Below are 22,875 nucleotides of genomic sequence, written 5' to 3'. Positions count from 1 at the left end.
CCAACCATTATGCGATGGTGACGGGCAAACGCCCCGACAATCATGGCATCGTCGGCAATAATATGATCGACCCGCGGCGCCCCGCGGTGCGGTTCAGCCTGGGCGATCCGAAGCAGTCGCTCGACCCCTTTTGGTGGGACGAAGCCGAACCCGCATGGGTTACCGCGCAAAAAGCGGGGGTGCGCAGCGCAACGATGTTCTGGCCGGGCAGCGAGGTCGCGATCGCGAGGGTGCGGCCGCCCGACTGGATGCGCTATGACGCGCATGTCGGCTATGCGCAGCGGGTCAACGCCCTGCTCGACTGGATGCGCCGCCCTGCCGCGATCCGCCCCGCCTTTGTGACGCTTTATTTCGAGGCGGTCGACGATGCCGGACACCGATTCGGCCCCGACAGCGCCGAAGTGAACGCCGCGATGTCCGACGTGGATGCGCGCATCGGCGACCTGACCGCGGGCCTGGCCGCGATGGGGCAGCCCGCCCGGATCATCGTCGTCGCCGACCATGGCATGCGCGCGATCGACGAAAGCCGGGTGATCCAGATCGCCGACCTGATCGACCTGCCCAGCATCATCGCGGTCGAAACCGGACCCTATGCCGCGATCGAGCCTGCCGCGGGCACCGACAACCGCGTTTTTGACGCGCTTTTGAAACCGCACGACCATATGCGCTGTCATCGGCGCGAGGCGTTGCCGAAGCGGCTGCATTATGGCCGCAATCCGCGCGTCGCCGCGATCATCTGCATCGCCGAGCCGGGCTGGTCGATCATCGCGGGGACGCCGACCTGGCCCGTCAAGGGCGGCGCGCACGGTTATGACAATCAGGACGACGAGATGCTGGCGCTGTTCATCGCGAGCGGCACCGGCCTGAAAGGCGACATCGGAACGATCGACAATATCGAGGTCTATCCGCTGTTGATGCGACTGATCGGTGTCGCGCCCCTGCCAAGCGACGCGACGGGGGAGCTGGCGAAGCGCCTGCCCTGATCAGTCGCGCAGCACCGCCATCGCATGGATCGACGCGGTCGGCGCGTTGACGATCTGGAGCAGATAGCGGCCCTGCGTCACGTCATATTCGACCATCTTGCGAATGCCCGAACAGGCGGGGCCGTGACCATGCGCGACCGATTTGACCACCGCGCCGCCCTGCACCAGGTCGATCCACGCCCCCGCGTCGAGCGCGACGATCAGTCGCCCCCGCCTTTTCGTTTCGATCGGAATCATGCCGCCAAATTTATGGACGTCGGGCCGCTGTCCCGTCGCGCCGCCATAACGCAGGCTTTCAAACCGATGCAGCGGCAGGGCCGTCCGCGCCGCGCCTAGCGGCGACCAGTCGGCGCTAAGATCGTCGCCATAGGCATAGATCGTCTTGCCTGACGCATCGCGCGACCAGCCGGCAAGTTCGCCGGGCAGTGCCGCGGCAGCCGGGCAGGACGGCGCAGTCGGCGCGGCGAATGCGACCGCGGGCAAGCCCGCCGCGACCGTCATGGCAATGATCCGCATCCCCATCCTGCTTCCTCCCGACCCGTGTCGCGACATCGACGATCGCGCGCTTGACCCGCGTCAACTCATAAGAGGTGCCAGCCCGTCTGCCAAAGCTGAAATGCGAATGTCTGATTTGGGGTGGTTAGCTGCCGCGGCGCTGATGCGAGTTCCATCTCTTAAACCACTCCATTCCAGCACTCGCGATAAGCACAACTGAGAGTATCACGCCCCCAGCGACTGCTGATGAGAGCGCCGTGAGCACGATTTTGTGAACCAAGCCTTCTTCCGCCGGGTGAGGCAAAAACTTCAAAGTGCTAAGAAAAACGAGAATCGATCCGACAAGCGAGGCGAACCCGATCCAGAATCGTTGAGTAGGCCCGGTCCGGCGCAGCTTCCTGCGCACCCCGCTGACCATGAAGAGAATGGGCATCAGGAAGGCCAGTATCAGGAAGTATTTTGTGTCCATATCCCATCGATACGCGCAATCCGCCTACGTCCGCAATCGGTCGTTTGCAGCCATTCCCGACTACGGCCGCCCGAATTATCCTTTTTCGCCGAGAAAATTGATAAGCCGTTTATTTCCGGCCAAAAAGTTTCTCGACGTCATCCATCGCGAGCTTCACCCACGTCGGCCTGCCGTGGTTGCACTGCCCCGAATGCGGCGTGACCTCCATCGTGCGGAGCAGCGCGTTCATTTCGGCGACGCTCAATGTCCGCCCTGCCCGCACCGATCCGTGGCACGCCATCGTTGCGGCGACCAGTTCGAGCCGCTCGCTGAGGCCAAGCGCGGCATCATAGCCCGCCAGATCGTCGGCGATGTCGGTCACCAGCTTGCGGCAATCAATCGCCCCCAGCATCGCCGGGGTCGCGCGCACCATCACCGCGGCCGGGCCGAAACGCTCGACCTCCACCCCCAGCGCCGCCAGCTGTGGTGCCGCGGCCTCCAGCCGGTCGCACGCCGGTTCGTCGAGTTCGACGACTTCGGGCAGCAACAGCCCTTGCGATGGCACGGCCTGCCCGCTCATCCCGCGGCGGAGCTGCTCCAGCACCAGCCGTTCGTGCGCGGCGTGCTGATCGACGATGACCAGGCCGTCCTCCGCTTCGGCGACGATATAGGTCCTGGCGATCTGGCCGCGCGCGATGCCGAGCGGATGCGCATCGGCCTGCGGCGGCGGCGCTTCCGCCACCTCGGCGCGGCCGGCGAGCGGCGCGGGCGACGCGAATGGCACCAGCCGGTCATAAACGCGCGCGACCTCTGCGGACGGCGCCCGATAGCCGGCGTCAAATCCATCCCCCGGCGCGACCGGCGGCGCTGCGTGACCGAAGAGGAAGCCCGTCGCCGGCTGGGGCGCGACGGGTTCCTGCTGCCACGCCGCCAGCGCCGCATCGGACGGACGCTGGACGCTGCGAAAGCCATGTTCGTCGAGGGCACGGCGCAGGCCGCCGACGATCATCCCGCGAATGAGCTGCGGGTCGCGGAAACGCACTTCGGTTTTCGCGGGGTGGACGTTCACATCGACCTCGCTGGTCGGCACGTCGAGGAACAATGCGACCACGGGATGCCGGTCGCGGGCGAGCAGGTCGGCATAGGCGCCGCGCAGCGCGCCGACGAGCAGCCGGTCCTTCACCGGCCGCCCGTTGACGAACAGATATTGATGGTCGGCGATGCCGCGATTGTAGGTCGGCAGGCTGATCACCCCGCCCAGATGCACCTCGCCGCGGTCCAGATCGACCCCGATGCTGTTCGCGGCCAGCTCGCGCTGGGTCAGCGCGGCGACGCGCGCCAGCTGGTCCTGCCCGGCCTGCACGTCGAGGACGCGGCGCCCGTCATGCTCGACGGCAAAGCCCACGTCGGGGCGCGCCATCGCGAGCCGCCGCACGACGTCGAGACAGGCGGCATATTCGCTGCGCGCGCTGCGCAGGAACTTGCGCCGCGCGGGCACGCGCGCGAACAGATCCTCGACGACGACGCGGGTGCCCTTCGCCAACGCGGCCGGTCCTTCGGCGACCACCGCGCCATTGTCGACCACGCGCCGCCAGCCATCGCCGCCGCCGATGCGGCTTTCGAGCGTCAGCCGCGCGACACTGGCGATCGACGGCAGCGCCTCGCCCCGGAAGCCCAGCGTCGTGACATCCTCGATGGCATCGTCGGGCAGTTTCGACGTCGCATGGCGTTCGAGCGCGAGCGCCATGTCGGCGGCGGTCATCCCGCACCCGTCATCCTCGACCTCCAGCCGCGAAATCCCGCCCTCGGCGATTCGCACCGAAATGCGAGTCGAACCCGCGTCGATGGCGTTTTCAACCAGTTCCTTGAGCGCCGCGGCAGGTCTTTCGACCACTTCACCGGCTGCGATCCGATTTACGAGCTTTTCCGGCAGGCGACGTATTGACATGGCCGCTGTCCTAGCGCAGTCGAACGCAAATCGCGACCCATCCGCACAGCCCTGATCATTTTGTCCAGCCACCCTTCGTGGAGAGCCGGAATCTTCCCCTGATTGTAGCTGTCGCCGGCCGGGCGCGCGGATAATCACGACAGGGGCGTGTCCGTCAAGGCGCGGCTTCGATGACAGGAAGCAGTATAGATGTCCTTCTTTTCCCGCTGGTTCAAATTCAATTCGCAAGACATGGCTATCGACCTGGGCACCGCGAACACGGTCGTTTATGTGCGCGGCAAGGGCATCGTGCTGAACGAGCCTTCGGTCGTCGCGGTCGAGACGTTGAACGGCATCAAACGGGTGAAAGCGGTCGGTGACGATGCCAAGCTGATGATGGGCAAGACCCCCGACAGCATCGAGGCGATCCGCCCGCTGCGCGACGGCGTCATCGCCGACATCGACGTCGCCGAACAGATGATCAAGCATTTCATCACCAAGGTGCACGGCGGGAAGCCCAACGCGTTCCGTAGCCCCGAAATCGTGATCTGCGTCCCCTCGGGCTCGACCAGCGTCGAACGCCGCGCGATCCGCGACGCCGCGTCGAACGCGGGCGCCAGCGAAGTGTGGCTGATCGAAGAACCGATGGCGGCCGCGATCGGCGCCGACATGCCGGTCACCGAACCGATCGGGTCGATGGTCGTCGACATCGGCGGCGGCACCACCGAAGTCGCGGTCCTGTCGCTCCGCGGCCTTGCCTACACCACCTCGGTCCGTGCCGGCGGCGACAAGATGGACGAAGCGATCGTCTCTTACGTCCGCCGCCACCATAATCTGCTGATCGGCGAAGCCACCGCCGAACGGATCAAGAAGGATTTCGGCATCGCGCGCATCCCCGCCGACGGCGTGGGCCTGACGATCCACATCAAGGGCCGCGACCTGGTGAACGGTGTGCCCAAGGAAATCTCGATCAACCAGGCGCAGATCGCCGAAGCGCTGTCCGAACCGATCGGCACGATCGTCGAGGGCGTGCGCATCGCGCTCGAAAACACCGCCCCCGAACTCGCGGCCGACATCGTCGACCAGGGGATCGTGCTGACCGGCGGCGGCGCACTGATCGCCGAACTCGACGAATTGCTGCGCGACGCGACCGGCCTGCCGGTGACGGTGGCCGACGATCCGCTGACCTGCGTCGCGATCGGCACCGGCCGCGCGATGGAAGACCCCGCCTTCCGCGGCGTGTTGCAGCAAGCCTGATACCCCGGCGCTGAACCATGGTCCGCCCGGCACATCGGCGTCCGGGGCAATCCCGAAAGGCCCAGTACAGCCTGTTCGTCGCCTATGTCATTGCGGTGACCGGGGCGGTGGCGGGGCTGTTGTTGGCGATCCTGTCGGTCGTTGACCCCATCGGCTTTGCCCAGTTGCGCGTGGCGAGCCAGGAAATCACAGCGCCCATCGCGCGCGCATCGCGATCGGTCATCGGATCGATTTCGGGGATCGACGACAGCGTCGGCGCCTATGTCGCCGCGGGCACGCAGAACCGGCGGCTGCGCAAGGAACTCGCCGACACGCGGCGCGAGCTCGTCGCGACCAGCTCGTTGCAGGAAGAGAACCGCCAGTTGAAGGGGCTGCTCAAGCTGCAAGAAACCGACAAGACGGCGCTCGCCAACGGCTATCTCCTCACCTCGACCTCGACCAGCAGCAAGCGGATTGCGCTGCTCAGCATCGGACGCAATCTTGGCGTCGCCGCGGGGCAGCCGGTGCGCGGCGCCGACGGGCTGATCGGCCGCGTGCTGTCGAGCGGACCGTCGGTGTCGCAAGTGCTGCTGCTCACCGATGTCGACAATATCGTGCCCGTTCGCCGCGCGCGCGACGGCCTGCCTGCGCTGGCCTATGGTCGCGGCAATGGCGACCTCGACATCCGAACGCTGAACATCGCGAACAATCCGTTCAAGCCGGGCGACATTCTCGTCACATCGGGCACCGGCGGCCTCTATCCGCCCAATATCCCCGTTGCCATCGTTGCGCGGCGGCAGGACGATGGTGCGCTCGCGCGGCCGCTCGCCGATCCGGGCAAAGTCGACGCCGTGTCGGTGCTGCGCCCCTATACCCCCGACAACATCGAGGCGCAGGGGCTGCCCGGACCCGCGCGCGCACCGGCGGCGACGCCGGCCCCCGCCCGCGCGCCATGAACCAGAAGGGCCCGCGCCTCGGCGAGCCGGCGTCGCTGTGGCGGATGCGCATCGTGCCGGTTGCGACGGTGATGGTCGCTTCCGCGTTGCCGCTGATGCTGCCGCTGATCGCCAATTCGCCCGTGCTGCCGCCGCTTGGGCTCTTGTTCTTCCTGTGCTGGCAATTGCTCCGCACCGAAATGTGGCCGGTGTGGATCGGGCTGCCGCTCGGCCTGTGGGACGATCTGTTCAGCGGCGCGCCGATCGGCACCGCCATCGGGCTGTGGACGGTCGCCAGCATCGCGATCCATTATTCGTCGCAGCGCATCTATTGGCGCGGCTTCCTCCACGATTGGGCAATTGCCGCACTGCTGATCGCGATCATCCAGTCGCTGGCGGCGCTGATCACCCATCCGCAGGCCGCGACCGGGCGCGTGCTCGGGCTCGTGGTGCCACAGATCGTCATCTCGGCCCTGCTCGTTCCCTTGTTCATGCGCCTGACCGGCAAATTTGACAATTTCCGCCTGAAACGCCGATAAATTCCCATGCCGAAGAAGAAGAGTCCGCCGATTACCGAAGCCTGGAGGGGCCTGACCTTCACCCGCCGCGCGCTGGTCGTCGGCGGCGCACAGGCGGCCGTGGGCGTCGCGCTGGCCGCACGCATGGCGTATATTTCGATCGTCGACAATGATCGCTATGTCCTTGAATCGGAAAGCAATCGCGTCAATTTGACGCTGGTTCCGCCGCGGCGCGGCTGGATCGTCGATCGGCGCGGCAAGGCGCTCGCCAACAACCGCGTGTCGCTGCGCATCGACATCATTCCCGACCGCCTGCACAACAAGCAGCTGGTCCTGGGACAGCTTCAGACCTTGCTGCGCCTCGACGGCGACACGATGGAGCGGATCAATCGCGACCTGAAGGCCGCATCGGGATTCCAGCCCGTCGCGGTCAAGGAAGACATGACCGAGATCGAATATAGCTCGATCCTCGTTCGCTTGCCCGAACTGCCCGGCATCGCACCCCAGCGCGGTTTTGCCCGCAACTATCCGACCGGCGCCGCCGTCGGCCACCTGATCGGCTATGTCGGTGCCCCCAACGCCGAGGAATATCAGAAGGTCAAGGACCCGCTCTACATCACGCCGGGGTACAAGATCGGCAAGGACGGGCTGGAAAAATATTTCCAGGACATGCTGAAGGGCGAACCGGGCGCCCGCCGCGTCGAGGTTACCGCGCGCGGCAAGGTGGTTCGCGACCTGTCCACCCAGCCCGATGTGCAGGGCAAGACCGTCCACCTGACGATCGACGCCGACCTCCAGGAATTTGTCGCGCGGCGCATGGGACGCGAATCGGGCGCCGCGGTCGTCATCGATTGCCAGAACGGCGACATCCTCTCGTTCGTCTCGATGCCCAGCTTCGACCCCAACAGCTTTTCGGACGGGATCAGCAGCAGCGAATATGCCTGGCTGCGCGCCGACGATCACCAGCCGCTGATCAACAAGGCGACGCGCGGCCTGTATCCGCCCGGATCGACGCTGAAGCCGATGGCGGCGATTGCGGCGGTCGAACATGGCGTCGACCCCAGCGAGCGCCACACCTGCATCGGCGGCTATCGCCTCGGCAACCGCTTTTTCCGTTGCCTGGGCACGCATGGCAGCGTCGACATGGCGACCGCGATCATGAAAAGCTGCAACAGCTATTTCTACTGGCTGGCGCACCGGCTCGGCTATGACGCGATGGCCCCGACCGCGCGGCTGCTCGGGCTGGGCGAGGAGTTCCAGCTCGCGGGCAGCAACCAGCGTTACGGCACCATTCCCGACAGCGCCTGGAAGATGAAAAAATACGACCAGGCCTGGTCGGCTTCGGACTCGCTCAATGCCGTCATCGGGCAAGGCTATGTCAGCGTGAACCCGCTCCAGCTTGCCGTGATGACGGCGCGGATCGCGTCGGGACGGCGGCTGTATCCGCGCCTGATCAACCGCGAATTTAAAACTGATCCCCTGCCCTTTTCGCCCGAGGCTTTCGCCGTCGCGCGGCATGGTATGGACCTCGTCGTCAATGGCCCGGGGGGAACCGCGGGCCGCAGTCGCCTTCCGCTCGACGGCATCACGATGGCGGGCAAGACCGGGACCGCACAGGTTCGCGGGCTCGGCACCGGAAACGGCAAGAGCGGGACGTGGAAATTTCGCGACCACGGGCTGTTCGTCGGCTTCGCGCCGGTCGACAATCCGCGCTACGCGGCCGCCGTCGTCATCGAACATGGCATGGGCGGCAGCCGCGCCGCCGCGCCGGTGGCAAAGGATTTCATGACCTTCCTGTTCGACCGCGAAAAGGCGATGGAGGCGCTCGAAGGATTCGAGGCCGGCTGGGGCGGCACGATCAAGGAACGCATGGACCGCGACTATGCGGCGTGGAAATCGGGCGCGGCGAGCGATCCCGACCCGGGGGTGCCGCAATGATCCCCGTCCCACCCGCCATCCAGCGCATTCCGTGGAAATTGATCGCCATCCTGGCCGGAATTACCGGCTTCGGCCTGCTCGTCCTCTATTCGGCGGCGGGCGGCAACTGGTCGCCCTGGGCGTGGCAGCAGGGCGTGCGCTTCCTCGTCTTCCTCGGTGCAGCGCTGGTACTCGGCCGCTTCCCGCTCCGCATCTTCGAGAATTTCGCCTATATCGCCTATATCGGCATCCTGATCCTGCTGCTCGCGGTCGAACTGCTCGGCTTTGTCGGCGGGGGCAGCCAGCGATGGCTAAACCTCGGCTTCATGAATCTCCAGCCGTCCGAATTGATGAAGGTCACGATCGTGGTCGCGCTCGCGCATTTCTATGCCCAGCTGCCGCCCGGCAATACGCGCACCTTCACGGCGCTCTGGCCCGCGCTGGTGATGATCGGCCTTCCCGCCGGGCTCGTCATGCTGCAACCCGACCTTGGCACCGCGCTTGCCATATCGATCGGCGGCGTCGTGGTGATGTTCTGCGCGGGCCTTCCCTTCTGGTGGTTCGCCAGCACCGCCGCGGCCGGGATCGCGGCGCTACCGATCCTCTTTTCCTTCCTGCACGACTATCAGCAAAAGCGCGTGCTGATCTTCCTCGACCCCGAAAGCGATCCGCTCGGCGCCGGTTATCACATCAGCCAGTCGAAGATCGCGATCGGTTCGGGCGGCATCGGCGGCAAGGGCTTCCTCAACGGGTCGCAAAGCCACCTCGATTACCTGCCCGAAGGGCACACCGACTTCATCTTCGCCACCATGGCGGAGGAATGGGGACTGATCGGTGGCTTCGCGCTACTGTTCGGCTTTTTCCTGCTGCTGCGCTGGTCGACCCGCGTCGCGCTGAAGGCGCGGACGCGGTTCGGACAGCTGACCGCCGCCGGCCTGACGATGACGATCTTCTTCTATATCGCGATCAACCTGATGATGGTGATGGGCCTCGCCCCCGTCGTCGGCATCCCGCTGCCGCTTTTCTCCTATGGCGGATCATCGATGCTGACGATCATGACCTGCGTCGGCATCATATTGGCGATCGAAAACGACAGTAAAACAGGTCACCGCCGCTTTAATTGATAAAAATGTCGGCAAGGCCATTGCCAACCCGAAGGAGCCATGATAGCGGGCCGCTCTCTTCACGACACAGGGGCGTTCCCCCGGTATCGCGAAAGCCGCAAAAACGGCAGTGGACGCATAGCTCAGTTGGTAGAGCAGCTGACTCTTAATCAGCGGGTCCTAGGTTCGAGCCCTAGTGCGTCCACCATTTCCTTCAATGACTTAAGACAAATCGCCCGGCGTCATTCCGACACCGAGCGATTGCCCGTTCCGATAAAATGCGAATTTGCACAACGATTTCGCAGCGGTCGTGACCTGACCTCCATTTTCTCCACCAGTTGAAGCCAGAGTCCGACCTGAGGAAAGGACGGACAGATGAAGCGGACACAGCTTCGGACAGATGAAGCGGACGCAGCTTTCGGAAAAACAGATTATCGACATCCTGAAGGAGGCCGAGGCCGGGGCGGTGGCGACGGATCTGTGCCGTCGTCATGGCATGTCGAGCGCGACCTATTACGCGTGGAAGGCCAAGTTCGGCGGACTGGAGGTTGTCGGACGCCAAACGGCCTTCGGGCACTGGACGGGGAGAACGCGCGCCTGAAGCGGCTTCTGGCCGACACGATGCTCGACAATGCGGATCTGAAGGACCTAATGGTGACGCCCGCCGCGGGACCGAAGGCGGCGCGAAACGCCTACCGGGAAGCTGCCGCGCATCTTCAGACGACGCTGGGGATGAACGAGCGGCGGGCCTGTGCTGTCGTCGGGGCGGCATCACCATCAACCGCAAGAAGACGCAGCGGCTCTATCGCGAGGAAGTAGTTCGCAAAGCAGGAGTTAATGCAGCGGCAGCCCGTCCAGATTTCGCTCGAACCAACCGCGCGTTGAAGTTTGCCACCTCTTCCGCCCATCGAGGGAGGGCGTCGCGCAAATCGCCCGTATCGAACGAGACGTGGGCTTCACCCTTGCCAAAAATTGCACGTGCATATTCCGGCACGCCACGACGAAAAATCAGGACGCCGCCTCGTCGAAACAAGTAGCGGTATTCCGGAACGGTCGCAGGCTTCGCCATTTCCCCTCACAAATTTTGTAGCACCCCGGGCAGCCAAAAGCCCGAAGGCTAGGCCAAAGTGCGCATTACTGCGCCATTTGAGGAAGTATGGTGGCAGGGCTTGAATCGAACGCAAAATTTAGCGTCTGCTTTATCAATAAGTTAGGTCGTCAAGAGGGCTTGATTCCCCCACACTTCCCCCCACACTTTCATTCATTAGGCGAAAAGATTCGAACGACCGTTTTCAGAACCGCATCCATTTTCGTGGAAAATCTCGTCTCGATCAACCCCCGTTTCGAATGAGAAAACACTCGCTCGTCTGATCAGCGCAACCGATGAGAATGAGCCCGAGCGGTCACAGCGTTGCTCCGGCCGGAACACCCGTCGCCAAGTGGGTAGCGACAGCCTGCGATTGATTTCTGCTGGGGAGTGTTGCGGCGACCATTCGGCAGACCCCACAGTTGCGGCGACCGCGCGGACCGGCTGATGCGCCGTATGGAGAGAGCCGGGCAGCGCTTGTCTCGCGCGCGCCCGACACGCTGTTTGAGTGCGGGTTGGCGATGGCCGGGCCTTATCGTCAGGCCAATCAACTATCCATCCGGGTGAGACGGCACGCGGCAACCTGTTCTCAGATGTCGGCTCGATATGAAGGTGGGTCCTCAATCCATTGATCGAGCTGGGATTCACGCCAGCCGACCGAGCTTTTGCTCAGACGGATTTGCTTTGGGAAAGTCCCTTCAGCGATCTTCTCGTAGATCGTCGATCGCGACAGTCCCGTTCGCGAAATAACCGTCGGGAGGCGTACGAGTCGGTCCGTTCCGCCGCTCATGCTTTCCTCCGGCGTTGCTTACTGAACTCCCGATCACCTCCGATGAACCGTTCCACCATCGGCGCGATTAGCTTTTCGGGCGCGAGCGGGGTCGCCAACCCGGTCAATTTTGCGTGTATGGCCGCATAGTCCGCAAGATCGCGCATGAGGAATCCTGGCAGCTCGACAGTCAGCTTGACCGGCCGCTCCTCGACGACCGGACCGAGGCGCAGCTTACTCATCGCCGGCTACTCGCCAGCTGTTCCTCAAGAATAAGATCTCGGGTCACGATCACTCGCATGGAGAAGCCCGGCCGCACTGTGAGCGTCGGTGGAACAGAACGTTCGCGTTCGACAAGCCGACGCCCGGCCTCGTTGGTGCTGTCCTGCAGACCCGAGCGTAGGGCCCGGACGAGGTCACCATCGCCGTCCGCGGCAAGCTCCGTTCCGATCCCAAGGAACGATGACACCAACGCTGCCCGAAGCATCCGGCCCCAGTGATTGTTCACCCGGTCCTCGGCACCGGCCATACCCGAGGCGTCGCCCGCCGACTGGCGATCAAGCCGGATCGACCCGCCGCCCGGAAGAATGAGACGATCCCATGCAAGCAGGACGCGGCGCTGGCCCGCCGCCACGTCGCTGTCATACTCGCCGACAAGTCGCGCACCTTGTGGAATGAGGAGCAGCCGCCCAGTCGGGCTATCGTAGACATTCTGCGTGACCTGCGCGGTAATCTGGCCAGGGAGGTCGGACCGGATTCCCGTGATCAAAGCGGCGGGGATAACCGTGCCAGCCTGAACCACGGCCGCCGAACTCGGCGCGACGATCCGCTCCGAGCTTTCGAACGCGCGCTGCGGCCCGCCGGCGAGAAAGGCTTTGCGCGCCGCCGTAGGCGTACCCGCCTCCTTGGCCGGTTCCGCGGCTGCCGGCTGGGCATCAAGAATTCCGGGCGCGGCGGCCGCGGCGCTGCCGCCGCCCAGAAACAGGCGACTTCCCTCGGCGGCCTCGCGCTCCTGCAGCGCGCGCTGCCTCGCCTGCTCCCGCGCGGTTTGCCGGCGATCAGGCGTTGGCGGCCCCATCGCCGGGACGGGAACAGGCTCGCCCGCCTTTCGCGCCGACACAATCGGCCGACCGAGGTCCCCGGGGAGCGGCGGCCCGAGCTTGGGGACGGCGCCATAGTCTGCGGGCGCCCCGGTCACGGCCTCGGACCGGTTCGGCGACGTAACCTCGTAGAGCTCCTGCGCCGCCTTCGGATCGACCGGGCGCAGCGCCCAGAGAAGCGCGCCGCCGATTGCGATCCCGGCGGTGCCGCCGAGCACCGCAAGCGTCTTGCGCGAAAGGCGCATGACGCGAGGCAGTTCGCCCTCAAGACGAAAGCCGTCGGGGCTCGCAGGCGCTACCACTGCCGCGTCAGGTGCCACTTCAGCGGTCGGAGCCTCGCCCTCGGCGTCCTCGGGCCGGCTCACGGGCGTACCCGCGCAGCCGACGCATCGCGAACGATACGGACCTTCTTCGCCGCCTTTCCGGCGCCCAGGCGAAGCTCGCCGCGATCGAACAACCGGTCGACGATCATGAAGCGGCCGTCGACACGGTAGTTCAGAAGCTCGGCCACGCCCTTCTCGCCGACCGCAAAGAGCGGCGGCATCTCGCCGGTCGCGATCGAAGGGCTGAACTCGACAAAGAGCTGTCGGCCGTCGTCGAACACGCGCACCGGGCGCCATGCCACCTTGTCGCCGCTGATCCGGTAGGCGAAGTTGAGCGACGGCAGATTGATCCCACTGGCGAGGGGCGCGGCCCTCACACGCTCGGCTTCGGCCGTGCGAAGCGCGATCAGCTCGTCCTGCGGATATTCTATTGCTCATGACGTCCGTTCTCGCAATCGGTGCCGCCACCCTTTCGCTCCAGTCCTGCGGCAGCGAACCGGTTGAGGCCGCACCGCCGGAAGCAGCGACGAGCGCGCTCGTCACGCTTCCCGATGGATCGACGATGGCGGCAGCATCCGGATCGCTCACGCGCGAGATGGCCGATTGGCTTGCATCGCGCGATGGCCAAAGCGAGACATTCACTTTTCATGGCTTCGACGAAGACAGGCCCAAACTGACAAGCATTGGACTCGGGCGCGCCGCAGACCTCGCCACCGTCCTTCGCGCAGCTCCGGCCGCGACAATCGAAATAGCCGGCGACGAAGCCCAGATTAGCCTTCTCGCCCATTTGCTCGAGGATCGCGGGGTCGCATCCGAGCGGATGAAGGTCGTCCCGGCGGCCGGGATCGGAACGGCGATGCTGACGCTCCATCGCGGCTCCATGTCTCCGCTGATGACGGCGAAGTCCTGAATCTTTGTCAGGCAAAAAGGCCGACTTTAGTCGGTCAAATCCTCCAACCACTGCGCATAGGGCGTGTTGACTGCCATGCGCCGATTATAGTCCGGAGCTCCATCGTCCCACCACACCGGTCCGCGCTCACCAAGCGCTCGCTTGGACCGATCGACCGCCGAGCGAGCCCGCCGAAGCGCGACGCGGTCCCTTGCTGCGAGCGCCGCTCGCACGTCTCGCCGGCCAGTCATCAGTTCGGATACAAGTCGCTCGCGCTGGTCAGGCCCCAGCGCCGGGTTCGACATACGCCAAAGCCGGCCGCGAATAACGAAATAGCGGCCGTCGGGAGTGACTTGGAGTCTGCCGGGCGGCTGCTCAGACACGGCCGCTATAGGGAGGGGATATAGTCGTGTGCCGGCGACCGAGGGGTTTGTGATCGCCGGCACCCGTGAGGATGGCAAAGTCGGAAACTTCGGCCATCCCGGAAACTCAGGGCAATGTGCGGCGTCCGCGCCCGAAGACGAAGGCGACGATGAAGAGGACGACGCCGATCACGAGCAAGATCTTGGCGAAGTCGGCCGAAAGGCCGGCGATGCCGCCGAAGCCGAGAAGCGCCGCGACGAGCGCGACGACGGCAAAGATGATAGCCCATCTGAACATGATAATACTCCCGTCTGGACGCAGTCCGCCACTCGCCCGACCGCACTTGCGGGGGACGTTGAAAGCTGCGCCAATTCATCCGTGGTGGATGTCCGGGTAACGCTGGCTCGCTTCGAAAGTTCCGCGCCGCCCCGGTCTCAGCACCCGCGGAATAACCTGTGTTAATCCGAAAATTTTCTCGGGAACGCTTGCCGCCATCGGTGCGTCATTCGAGGTTGAGATGCCTTCCCCTGAACCGGCGGGAGGGCCTATCGAAGGCAAGGTACCGACAGGATCGCGGCACAGACGGGCGCGGAAATTCTGCGCCTTCTGGGCCGGGCCGCAGCTCCCGCGCGGCCCGGCTTCGCGGGCCTCTCACGCAGGAGATCACGATGGCGGACGACAAGAGACTGACGGGCGCCCCCGATCGTGATCGGATCAGCCTTTCCGAAGACTATGAGATCCGCGACTGGACCCAGAGCCTCGGCGTGGGCGAGGATGAACTGCGCGAGGCGGTCGATGCCGTTGGGAATAGCGCGGACGCCGTTCGCGCCCATCTGAACAACGGCCGATGACCTGGGACGCTGCAGCAACGTCTCCGGTGGAGCGGATAGCCAGGGTCCTTGCCGGACATGAGCTCAGCCGGAACGGCGAAGGCGAACTGCGGTCGGCGGCCGAGGCCGTCGATATGCTCTGGCCGGAGTATACCGCCGCGGCGCTCGCTATCCTCAAGACGATGCGGGAGCCGAGCGGGCGCATGCTGGCTGTCGGGGATGCCGGGGTGTGGGAAAGAATGATCACCGCGGCGATCGAGGACGAGACGATCTCCGAGAGCTGATCGTTCAGCCACGCGACACGAGGCCGGTGGTAAAGCGGCCGATATGCCTCTCACCACCGATCTCGCTTGGGAGCAACTCGCGATCTATGCGGCTGGCGCCGCGCTCGTCTTGATCCTGCTGTTCAAGATACCCTATGTCGGCCGCGTGCTGCGCGGCCTGTTCTCCTTCGCGCTTCTCGCCTTCGCGATCTTCCTCATTCTTCAGCACGCCCCCTTCGATCCGAACCTCGGCCGCCTCACCGCGGCGATCGGTCTCGATCGACAGCAGGTCGTTGGCAGCGAGGTGCGCATTCCCATGGCGCGCGACGGACATTTCTGGGTCGATGCCGAAATCAATGGCATCAAGCGAAAGATGCTTGTCGACAGCGGCGCCACCGTGACGGCGCTATCGCAGGAGACCGCCCGCGCAGCCGGGGTCGAGGCCGATGCAACGCTGCTGCCGCTCCTGATGCAGACCGCGAACGGGACGGTGCGGGCCGAGGCCGGAACGGTCGATGCGCTCGCGGTCGGTGCGATCGAGGCACATCGGATGAAGGTCGTGATCTCACCCGCGCTCGGCAAAACGGACGTGCTCGGTATGAATTTCCTTTCGCAGCTCGCCGCCTGGCGCGTCGAGGGCCGCACACTCTTCCTTGTTCCTCCGCCCGCTGACGTCGACCCCTGATCGACACGGCGCAGATTCGCCTTTGTTCCATTTTTGTTCTATGGTTCTCGACCGACTCGCAGCGAAGGACCGGCCATGGGCGACGTAATCCAGTTCGAAAGATCCGACGGCGGCGACCGCATCCGCGGCCATGCTCCCGCCAATGATTTTTTCGCACCCGGCGGTTTTCTCGCCGCGATCAATGCGGTCCATATCACCGGCGCGCATCTAGCGCGCGCGATCGAGACGATACGGCATATTGTGGTGAAGAGCCCCAGCGACATTGCAGAGCATGGCCGGCTGCTCGAGCGTTTCGCGCGTGAGCACGGGCTCGGCGATTATGGCGGCGCCGCGCTTCACGCGCGCGCGATCGCCGTCGATCGCTGGGCGCAGGAATTCGACCCGTTCGGCGAGAGCGATATCAGCGGCTTCTACGCCGCCGGCGGCAGCGCTCCGCTCGTCGAGACCGAGATCGGTCTCGGTTTCGAGCCGGCGAGCTTTGCGGAACAAGTCGAAAAATGGACGAAGATCTTCGCCTGAACGCCGAGAGATGAGCCGCCTCTACACTCTGGCCGCCACGGCTTCGGACGTCGCCGATCATTTCGGCGCCGGCGGCTTTACCGATATCGCCGTTCCCTCGGAGACGATCGAGGCCCTCCCCGGCCTCGTCGTCCACGAAACGAACGGCCGACGGCACCTTCGCCAGATGCTCTGGGGCTTCCCGCGCCTCACCCGCGAGATGCGGCTGCGCGGCGATCCGCCGGGCCGCATCGGTCTCGTCGCCGATCTCACCAACCCGATGTGGGAAGGTCTCGTCGTCGAGCCCCGCTATCGCTGCCTCATTCCGCTGACCCACTTCGCGAACCCCAACGGCTCGCCGGGCGAGAAGACACGCAGTTGGTTCTCTGCCGAAGGCCAGCCGATCATGGCCTGGGCGGGCTTCGCCAAGAACACCCCCGAATTGGGTCCCGTTTACGCCGGCATGACGATGGACGCGAACGAGCTCGTGCATCCCACCAACGATCGCATGCCCGTCCTCCTCATGCCCCATGAATATGAGCGCTGGCTCCACGGCTCGATCAAGGATGTCATCGGCTTCCAGTTTCGTCCGCCACCGCCCGCAGAAAATTTTGTCGCCGAGCATACCGACGATCTTTGGCGCAGCGGCAAATTGCCACCGAGCGCGCGGCCCCAGCAAGCGCTGCTCTAGCAGAGCGCCGTTTCCGCCCATGCCCTTCCTTCCCGGCCCGATGCTGATAGACTGACGTCCATGTGCAATCTCTACACCGAGCGCAAAAGCGCGGCCGAGGTTGCGGCGCATTTCGGCGTCGACCTCCCCGTACCGGCGTTCAACAGCGCCGAGGATGTGTATCCCGGCTATTCGGGCATGGTCGTCCGCGAAGAGCAGGGAAAGCGCGTCCTGCGCTCGATGACCTGGGGTTTTCCGCGCCACTCCAAAAGCAAGAAGACAGGTCTGCCCAACAAGCCGAGCCCGACGAACAACGCACGCGACGATCAGCTCTTCAATCCTTATGGTATGTGGAGCCAATGGTTTGCCCAGCCGGCGCATCGCTGCCTGATCCCGTTCACCGCATTTGCCGAAGCCGTCGGCGAAAAAGGCGCAATGACGAAGACCTGGATCAGCGTCACCGATCAGCCGCTTGCGGCCTGGGCGGGACTATGGCGCCCCACCGACGAATGGGGCGACGCCTATACCGGCGTGATGGTGGACGCGACCGAGGAACTGCTCGATATCCACGACCGCATGCCGGTGATCCTCCGTCCCGAAGATCATGAGACCTGGCTGCATGCGCCCGCCGACGAAGCATTCGGGCTCGTGCGCAAATATCCCGGCGACCGCCTCGTTGCCGAGCATAGCAACGATCCCTGGAGCAACCGCGGCAGGACGTCGCCCCCGCTCCCCGATATGCCGACCCTGCTCTGATGCTCACCGAAGACCGCCATCTCTGGGCCTGCGCCCTCGCCGTCGAGAAGCAGCATGGAGCGGGCGCACCGCGCTTCGTCGCAGCGCGCATCGGTGCGCTCGCGCTCGCGGGGGATAAAGCGGGCGTCGAGCGCTGGAAAGCGATCGCGGCGAAACTGAACGCACTCGCAAGGACATGAAGCACGGCCCTGTCAGCAAAAGTGCCGCGGCGCAGGCCGATCTGTTTGGCCGTGCACTGCTTCCCGGTGTCGAAGCGGCCGAAGCCTTCGTCACGGAAGCCGAGGAAGCCGCGCTCATAGCCCATATCGAACATGCTGGGCTCGAGGCCTTCAAGTTCCAGCAATGGGAGGGCAAACGCCTCACCCGCTCATTTGGATGGAGCTATGATTTTCAAACGGGCGCTTTCGCGCGCGCGGCGCCGATCCCCGACTGGCTCTTGCCCATGGCTGCTCGCGCCGAGCGTTTTGCAGACCTTCCGCCGGGCGCCCTCGCGCAGGCGCTGCTGATTTCATACGGTCCCGGGGCCGGCATCGGCTGGCATAAGGACCGGCCCGTCTTCGAGCATGTCGTCGGCATTTCGCTGGGAGCAGAGGCGGCGATGCGCTTCCGGCGCCGCCGAGGAGACAAGTTCGACCGCTTCTCATTGCCGCTCGCGCCGCGCTCGATCTATCGTCTCGCTGGCGAAGCGCGGCACGCGTGGGAACATAGCATCGCGCCGATCGAGGAGGCGCGCTGGTCGATCACCTTCCGCAGCCTCGCGAGTTGATCGCGATAGCGAAGGCAAATATTCGCTCCTATAGAGACCGCCCGGTCGGCGAGGGGCCGACCGCATAAGGGAGATATTGAATGAACCATGCCGACCTTTCGGACGCAGTTGCTAGCGCGCTCGGAACCAGCAAGGCCGACGGCAAGAAGGCTGTCGACGCCGTGTTCGCCGCGATCGCCGACGCCGCCGCCAAGGGCGAGGAAGTATCGGTGAACGGCTTCGGCAAGTTCAAGGTCAAGGAAAGCGCAGCCCGCGAGGGCCGCAACCCTTCGACCGGTGAGACCATCCAAATCGCGGCCTCGAAAAAGCTCGGCTTCGGCGCGGCGAAGGCGGTCAAGGATCGCCTCAACGGCTAAGACCCGACGTCAGGCGCCGAAGGTCACATGGCCTTCGGCGTCGATCGGCCAAGCCGGATTCCAAGCGATTTCCCAGGCGTGATCGTCGGGATCGGCGACATAGCCCCGATAGCCGCCATGCGGCGGTGCATCGCCTGGCCGGAGCACCCGCCCGCCTGCAGCCTCCAGCGCCGCGATCACTGCATCGACCTCTTCCGCCGACCCGACATTATGGGCGAGCGCGAAGGCCCCCGGGCCGCCGAACGAGGTCCGCGTCATGTCCTCGGCGAGCTTTGCCTCAAGCCATGTGCCGAGGATCAGACCGTTTATCTGGTAGAAGGCGATTTCCTCGTTCGCGAACACCGGCGTCCAGCCGAAGCCTTCGCTATAGAAGCGGCGGGACCGGACGAGATCCGCGATCCCGAGCGTCACGACTGCAATCTGCTGCTGCATGCATCGGTCTCCGATATAGGCTCTTTAACAACGGCAAGGGAGCCAGCCTTGTTCCCGCGATCACGAAGTCCCTATGAATCGCCGAAGCCAGACATCAGCTCGCGCCGAACAATGGATCACGAACCTCCTAGTTGGAAAGTCGAGTACCGCACGGCAATTCGGGTAAACTTGATTGAAATCAATATCATATTACACGTCATTCGGAACAATTCCTCGTAGGTGCGCATTCTTGTACTGCCTCGTCTCTCCCCTTGGTTCCCGGGAGACGAGGTTCTCTCCCCAGATAATATTGCTGCCAACGAAGAGGTTGAAAGCGCCCCGCGTCGCGGCCAGAAGCGCCCGATGAACCAGCGCCTCCTCTTTATAGCTGCTACTCTCCTTTCGCTCAGCGCTTGCGCGGGGGCCGAGCAAGCTTCGCAGCCCTTTTCGCCCTCTGTCCTGCAAGACCGGCCGCTCACCATTGCGAGCTGGAACCTCGAATTCCTTGCCGAGCGTAACGGCGACGGATGTCAGCCGCGAACCGACGCCGACTATGCCGCCATGCGGCAGATCGCCGATGGGCTCGACGCCGACGTGATCGCGTTTCAGGAAGCGGAGAGTGTCGCGGCGGCAGAGCGCGTGTTCGACCCCGCCCGCTATACCGTCGTCATGGAAGAGCGCGCCGGTGCGCCCAGCGGGACCTGCGGCGGCGAGCACAAGTCGCAGCGCGTGATCCGCCAGGCTGTCGGATTCGCGATCCGCAAGACCATCGCGTTCGACCGCCACCCCGATGTGACCAGCCTCATGCTCGGCAATCCTCAACTGCGCTCGGGCGTCGACATCACGCTCCGACCTGAGCGCGCGAGGCCGCTCCGTCTGCTTTCGATCCACTTGAAGTCGGGCTGCTTTGCCGGAGATACCGCCAAGGCGTGCCCGATCCTGTCCGAGCAGATCCCCGCGCTCGAGGCGTGGGTCGATGCGGCTGCCGAGGCGCCTGTGCGCTTCGCCCTGCTCGGCGACTGGAACCGCAGGCTCGGCCTTGCAGCCGACCGCGTCTGGTCCGAGCTCGATGATGGCACGCCCTCGAACACCGATCTCCGTCTCGCAGATGCCGGGACGGAACCGAAATGCGATCCGCGCTACGACAGTTTCATCGATCATATCGTCCTTGACCGGCGCGCCGGCGCGGACATGCTGAGCTTTGCCGAGACGCTCTACGGGTCGGGCACCAAGCATTACTCCGATCATTGTCCCATATCGGTGACGCTGGCGCGGTGACGGGAAGAACAACCATGGATCAGGATCTTGTCGAAGCGCTTGAATTCTTGCTTGGCCGGGATGACGACGGCGCCCTGTTCGATCGCGAAACGCCGGAAGGCGGATATCGCTCGCAAGGTCTCGAGAATGCGCTGAAAACGATCCGCCGCAAGCTTCGCGCCAGGCCGGATTGACCTTGGCAGCGAGAACGCTGGCCCGAAGGGCCAAAAGCCGCACTCTTGCCGGAGCCGCAGCCGGGGCGGCGTGCGGGCGGGAGCGGCGGGTCGGACGCGGCGGAGCCGTGGCCGGAGCCGCGCGCAGCGCGGCTTGCCCGCCGTGAAAGCGCGCGCCCGCACCGGCAAGAGGCGAGGCAAGTGTGCACGCGCGGCCCGACATCCGTGCGACCCCTGGCCGAGCCTGCGAGGCCAGAGCGCGCTCGACAGATGCCGCGCTCAACCTCCCCGAGGCAGAATTCGATCACAGCTCCGACGAGGAACAAGCCGTGCATTGAGCGAGAATGATCTGCCAACAGTCGCCCTGCTGCTTCCAGAGCCGGAGATAGGCAAAAGTCCCGAAGAAAGCCGCGCCGGCATAGGTTCCCGCGACATCGGCCGTTACGACGACGCTCGCCACGTCACCGTGGGACCAAATGCGGCGGTCGCCGCGAAAGTCGAGTGAACTCAGGTCGAGCAGGCCCGAACGGTGCGCCGCTATATCACCCTCCCGCGATCGCCTGACTCCCTGTTGATCGACGAAGATCATGTCCTCCGCAAGCAGCCGCTCTAGTGCCTCGACATCGCCGGCCAGCATCGCGGCCCGCAGCTCTTCTTCGCACCTCGCAATAGCCTCGATCAGCGGCATCCATCCAACTCCCGAATTTGGCCGCCGGCCCGATCCGGCGCGGCGCTCGTTCCCGCCGTCCTATCGATCAACGAGCAAGATGGGCAAATATTGAAAGACGATTCCGAGCCCGCCGAACGTCAGCGTCAGCATCGCGGCACGCCGTCGCCACCGGGCAAAGGGATCGCCGGGAGCTTCACGCGAAACCGCGACGAACATCCATACCGCACCGCCGAGAATGGCCAAGGTACAAAGCGATGCCGCGAGGCGTACGCCGGACCCGCTGCCCCCGAACTCGGCGAGGAGGTAGAGAAGGAAGAAATGCACGGCCCACAGGATGAGTCCGCCCATGATGATGAGCCAGCTCTTCATCCGCCAACGCCGACCAGTCGCGAAACGAGGGTGCCCGTCACCCCCTGTGCCGCGGTGTAGACGAGAAAGAGCATCGCGAGGTCGATGCTGTTGTTCCTAGGCTGCGGGACAAGGCCCCGCACAGCACGCGCCGCGCAGTAAAGCGCCATCAAGATTGCAATCGCCGCTGCGCATGCCTGAAGGGCCAGCAGCGCATACACGACAGCCCCCTGCCCGCTCGCGGTGGGACCAAGTTCGCTACTCGACCAACTCACGTAATCCATGCCAAGCGCCGCACTCGAAACCGCCGCGGACAAAAGAAGCGCGAATACCGACCAGAAGGGCGAGCGTCGAAGGCATGCGCGTGCCGTGAGCGCGACACCGATTGCGACAGCGTAGAGCCCTAGGATCGATATTGCCTCGCCGAGCGGCGGCGGCGCCCGCCAGAAGCCAGGCTGGTTCAAGGACAGGAAGGCAAGGCTGAACAACGCCATGAGAAAGATCATGCCCATCACGACCAGTAGGATTACCATCGCCCACCAGCCATGGCTCGACGGCCCGGTGACATAGGTCGGGACGCGAATGTCGGCGCCAATGTCGACGCTCTCGATTTCGACCGGCCGGTCGGTTTCCCAAAGCCATCGCAGTACCGAGATCACCGCGAGCACGCCGCTCACCCATGCGAACATATAGGCCTGCACCGTCAGCGCGAGGAAGAAGCCCGCAGTAAAGATCGCGGCGGCGAACGGCCATGCCGACGGCCCCGGCATGATCTGCAGATATTGGGGCTCGGCGAGCAGCGGACTGGTGACGATCGTCTCGCGAAGGCCCGTCGCCGAGCGCGGCAGGAAATAGCGCCCCTCCTCGACCACATCCGCGAGCGCAGGATCGTCCCACAAGGGCTCGCGGCTCGTGACGACCGGGATCGAGCGCGTCGAATAGAGCTCGCTCGGCAACCATTCGAGCGTGCCGCCGCCATACACATTTCCGGCATTGCCCTCGCCCGGCGCGAGCCGAAAATTGCGCGCCAGGTCGACGAGGAAGAGGAGCACACCGAGCCCGAGCATGAAAGCGCCGATCGTCGAGACGAGGTTGGGAA

General features: G+C 64.7%; 29 protein-coding genes, 1 tRNA gene and 3 pseudogenes. 20 read left to right on the top strand and 13 right to left on the bottom strand.

Annotation, left to right across the window (positions count from 1 at the left end; all coding sequences use genetic code 11):
• A partial coding sequence (locus A3E77_RS06200; RefSeq protein WP_293644196.1) for a nucleotide pyrophosphatase/phosphodiesterase family protein occupies positions 1-983 on the top strand: 983 nt, incomplete at its 5' end.
• Here the strand turns inward: A3E77_RS06200 and A3E77_RS06195 are convergent.
• The 3 genes from A3E77_RS06195 to mutL form a co-directional block, all read right to left on the bottom strand.
• Positions 984-1,499, bottom strand: a complete 516-nt coding sequence (locus A3E77_RS06195) for a hypothetical protein (RefSeq protein ID WP_293644194.1) — start codon at positions 1,497-1,499, stop codon at positions 984-986.
• A 124-nt stretch (positions 1,500-1,623) separates the two neighbouring features.
• Complete coding sequence (locus A3E77_RS06190; protein WP_293644192.1) at positions 1,624-1,947, bottom strand: hypothetical protein; 324 nt, start codon at positions 1,945-1,947, stop codon at positions 1,624-1,626.
• Between the two features lie 109 nt (positions 1,948-2,056).
• Complete coding sequence (mutL, locus tag A3E77_RS06185; protein ID WP_293644190.1) at positions 2,057-3,874, bottom strand: DNA mismatch repair endonuclease MutL; 1,818 nt, start codon at positions 3,872-3,874, stop codon at positions 2,057-2,059.
• A 189-nt stretch (positions 3,875-4,063) separates the two neighbouring features.
• Here mutL and A3E77_RS06180 point away from each other — a divergent pair, with 189 nt between their 5' ends.
• The 7 genes and pseudogenes from A3E77_RS06180 to A3E77_RS06150 form a co-directional block, all read left to right on the top strand.
• Positions 4,064-5,110 (top strand): rod shape-determining protein, encoded by a 1,047-nt coding sequence (locus tag A3E77_RS06180; protein WP_039574668.1) that lies wholly within the window; start codon positions 4,064-4,066, stop codon positions 5,108-5,110.
• Positions 5,111-5,127: 17 nt separating this feature from the next.
• Positions 5,128-6,045: a rod shape-determining protein MreC gene (gene mreC, locus A3E77_RS06175; RefSeq protein ID WP_293644188.1), complete on the top strand. Its 918-nt coding sequence runs from the start codon at positions 5,128-5,130 to the stop codon at positions 6,043-6,045.
• Positions 6,042-6,563 (top strand): rod shape-determining protein MreD, encoded by a 522-nt coding sequence (locus A3E77_RS06170; protein WP_293644186.1) that lies wholly within the window; start codon positions 6,042-6,044, stop codon positions 6,561-6,563. The genes mreC and A3E77_RS06170 overlap by 4 nt, the downstream gene beginning before the upstream one ends.
• A 6-nt stretch (positions 6,564-6,569) precedes the next feature.
• The gene (gene mrdA / locus A3E77_RS06165) at positions 6,570-8,480 is read left to right on the top strand and encodes a penicillin-binding protein 2 (RefSeq protein ID WP_293644184.1); all 1,911 of its coding nucleotides are present in this window, start codon (positions 6,570-6,572) and stop codon (positions 8,478-8,480) included.
• Positions 8,477-9,583 (top strand): rod shape-determining protein RodA, encoded by a 1,107-nt coding sequence (rodA, locus tag A3E77_RS06160; RefSeq protein WP_293644182.1) that lies wholly within the window; start codon positions 8,477-8,479, stop codon positions 9,581-9,583. Before mrdA ends, rodA begins: the two co-directional genes overlap by 4 nt.
• 111 nt (positions 9,584-9,694) lie before the next feature.
• Positions 9,695-9,770: transfer RNA gene (locus A3E77_RS06155), tRNA-Lys, on the top strand.
• A 192-nt stretch (positions 9,771-9,962) separates the two neighbouring features.
• Positions 9,963-10,327: pseudogene (locus tag A3E77_RS06150) on the top strand (transposase); the annotation flags it as partial.
• Positions 10,328-10,364: 37 nt separating this feature from the next.
• Here A3E77_RS06150 and A3E77_RS19415 read toward each other — a convergent pair.
• From A3E77_RS19415 to A3E77_RS06130, 5 genes and pseudogenes are all read right to left on the bottom strand, one after another.
• Positions 10,365-10,631: a DUF6538 domain-containing protein gene (locus A3E77_RS19415; RefSeq protein ID WP_366652616.1), complete on the bottom strand. Its 267-nt coding sequence runs from the start codon at positions 10,629-10,631 to the stop codon at positions 10,365-10,367.
• 607 nt (positions 10,632-11,238) lie between these two features.
• The gene (locus tag A3E77_RS06145) at positions 11,239-11,439 is read right to left on the bottom strand and encodes a helix-turn-helix transcriptional regulator (protein WP_077029207.1); all 201 of its coding nucleotides are present in this window, start codon (positions 11,437-11,439) and stop codon (positions 11,239-11,241) included.
• The gene (locus A3E77_RS06140; protein ID WP_293644180.1) at positions 11,436-11,660 is read right to left on the bottom strand and encodes a DUF2274 domain-containing protein; all 225 of its coding nucleotides are present in this window, start codon (positions 11,658-11,660) and stop codon (positions 11,436-11,438) included. Before A3E77_RS06140 ends, A3E77_RS06145 begins: the two co-directional genes overlap by 4 nt.
• Complete coding sequence (locus A3E77_RS06135) at positions 11,657-12,883, bottom strand: TraB/TrbI/VirB10 family type IV secretion system protein (RefSeq protein ID WP_458574415.1); 1,227 nt, start codon at positions 12,881-12,883, stop codon at positions 11,657-11,659. Before A3E77_RS06135 ends, A3E77_RS06140 begins: the two co-directional genes overlap by 4 nt.
• Positions 12,880-13,266 (bottom strand): annotated as a pseudogene (locus tag A3E77_RS06130) (TrbG/VirB9 family P-type conjugative transfer protein); the annotation flags it as partial. The gene A3E77_RS06135 and the pseudogene A3E77_RS06130, both read right to left, overlap by 4 nt.
• Before the next feature lie 137 nt (positions 13,267-13,403).
• Between A3E77_RS06130 and A3E77_RS06125 the strand changes: the two are divergent.
• The gene (locus A3E77_RS06125; protein ID WP_293644178.1) at positions 13,404-13,751 is read left to right on the top strand and encodes a hypothetical protein; all 348 of its coding nucleotides are present in this window, start codon (positions 13,404-13,406) and stop codon (positions 13,749-13,751) included.
• Positions 13,752-14,219: 468 nt separating this feature from the next.
• Here the strand turns inward: A3E77_RS06125 and A3E77_RS06115 are convergent, their stop codons facing one another.
• On the bottom strand, positions 14,220-14,390 hold the full coding sequence (locus A3E77_RS06115; protein ID WP_077029184.1) for a DUF1328 domain-containing protein: 171 nt from the start codon (positions 14,388-14,390) through the stop codon (positions 14,220-14,222).
• Positions 14,391-14,761: 371 nt separating this feature from the next.
• On the opposite strand from A3E77_RS06115, the gene A3E77_RS06110 reads away from it, so the two are divergent.
• The 9 genes from A3E77_RS06110 to A3E77_RS06070 all read left to right on the top strand — a co-directional run bounded on the left by A3E77_RS06110 (position 14,762) and on the right by A3E77_RS06070 (position 18,917).
• Positions 14,762-14,944 carry a DUF3606 domain-containing protein gene (locus tag A3E77_RS06110; protein ID WP_293644176.1) on the top strand — a complete coding sequence of 61 codons (183 nt, stop codon included), beginning with the start codon at positions 14,762-14,764 and terminating at the stop codon, positions 14,942-14,944.
• Positions 14,941-15,207: a hypothetical protein gene (locus tag A3E77_RS06105; protein ID WP_293644174.1), complete on the top strand. Its 267-nt coding sequence runs from the start codon at positions 14,941-14,943 to the stop codon at positions 15,205-15,207. Before A3E77_RS06110 ends, A3E77_RS06105 begins: the two co-directional genes overlap by 4 nt.
• A gap of 43 nt (positions 15,208-15,250) precedes the next feature.
• Positions 15,251-15,871, top strand: a complete 621-nt coding sequence (locus tag A3E77_RS06100) for a retropepsin-like aspartic protease family protein (RefSeq protein ID WP_293644172.1) — start codon at positions 15,251-15,253, stop codon at positions 15,869-15,871.
• Positions 15,872-15,946: 75 nt separating this feature from the next.
• Entirely contained in the window at positions 15,947-16,390 is a 444-nt protein-coding gene (locus A3E77_RS06095; RefSeq protein WP_293644170.1) for a hypothetical protein, read from the top strand.
• Between the two features lie 10 nt (positions 16,391-16,400).
• Positions 16,401-17,060 (top strand): SOS response-associated peptidase family protein, encoded by a 660-nt coding sequence (locus A3E77_RS06090; protein WP_137893796.1) that lies wholly within the window; start codon positions 16,401-16,403, stop codon positions 17,058-17,060.
• Between the two features lie 60 nt (positions 17,061-17,120).
• A complete protein-coding gene (locus tag A3E77_RS06085; RefSeq protein WP_293644168.1) occupies positions 17,121-17,795 on the top strand; it encodes an SOS response-associated peptidase in 675 nt (224 codons plus the stop codon).
• Positions 17,795-17,974, top strand: coding sequence for a DUF6961 family protein (locus A3E77_RS06080; protein ID WP_293644166.1), 180 nt, complete (start codon positions 17,795-17,797; stop codon positions 17,972-17,974). Before A3E77_RS06085 ends, A3E77_RS06080 begins: the two co-directional genes overlap by 1 nt.
• A complete protein-coding gene (locus A3E77_RS06075; RefSeq protein WP_293644164.1) occupies positions 17,971-18,561 on the top strand; it encodes an alpha-ketoglutarate-dependent dioxygenase AlkB in 591 nt (196 codons plus the stop codon). The genes A3E77_RS06080 and A3E77_RS06075 overlap by 4 nt, the downstream gene beginning before the upstream one ends.
• Before the next feature lie 80 nt (positions 18,562-18,641).
• On the top strand, positions 18,642-18,917 hold the full coding sequence (locus A3E77_RS06070) for an HU family DNA-binding protein (RefSeq protein WP_056350296.1): 276 nt from the start codon (positions 18,642-18,644) through the stop codon (positions 18,915-18,917).
• A gap of 9 nt (positions 18,918-18,926) precedes the next feature.
• On the opposite strand, the gene A3E77_RS06065 is transcribed toward A3E77_RS06070, so the two are convergent.
• A complete protein-coding gene (locus A3E77_RS06065; protein ID WP_293644162.1) occupies positions 18,927-19,349 on the bottom strand; it encodes a VOC family protein in 423 nt (140 codons plus the stop codon).
• A 342-nt stretch (positions 19,350-19,691) separates the two neighbouring features.
• Here A3E77_RS06065 and A3E77_RS06060 point away from each other — a divergent pair, with 342 nt between their 5' ends.
• A complete protein-coding gene (locus A3E77_RS06060; RefSeq protein WP_293644160.1) occupies positions 19,692-20,606 on the top strand; it encodes an exonuclease/endonuclease/phosphatase family protein in 915 nt (304 codons plus the stop codon).
• A gap of 14 nt (positions 20,607-20,620) precedes the next feature.
• Entirely contained in the window at positions 20,621-20,779 is a 159-nt protein-coding gene (locus A3E77_RS06055; RefSeq protein WP_187140414.1) for a hypothetical protein, read from the top strand.
• A 283-nt stretch (positions 20,780-21,062) separates the two neighbouring features.
• On the opposite strand, the gene A3E77_RS06050 is transcribed toward A3E77_RS06055, so the two are convergent.
• The 3 genes and pseudogenes from A3E77_RS06050 to A3E77_RS06040 all read right to left on the bottom strand — a co-directional run.
• Positions 21,063-21,446, bottom strand: coding sequence for a nuclear transport factor 2 family protein (locus A3E77_RS06050; protein ID WP_293644158.1), 384 nt, complete (start codon positions 21,444-21,446; stop codon positions 21,063-21,065).
• 60 nt (positions 21,447-21,506) lie between these two features.
• Positions 21,507-21,797, bottom strand: coding sequence for a hypothetical protein (locus tag A3E77_RS06045; protein ID WP_293644157.1), 291 nt, complete (start codon positions 21,795-21,797; stop codon positions 21,507-21,509).
• Positions 21,794-22,875, bottom strand: a pseudogene (locus tag A3E77_RS06040) (cytochrome ubiquinol oxidase subunit I); the annotation flags it as partial. The gene A3E77_RS06045 and the pseudogene A3E77_RS06040, both read right to left, overlap by 4 nt.

It is taken from the genome of Sphingopyxis sp. RIFCSPHIGHO2_12_FULL_65_19 (assembly GCF_001830555.1).
In the GTDB taxonomy this organism is placed as follows: Bacteria; Pseudomonadota; Alphaproteobacteria; order Sphingomonadales; family Sphingomonadaceae; genus Sphingopyxis.
The sequence above is the reverse complement of the archived record's forward strand: the minus strand, read 5'-3'. Positions and strand labels throughout refer to the sequence as shown.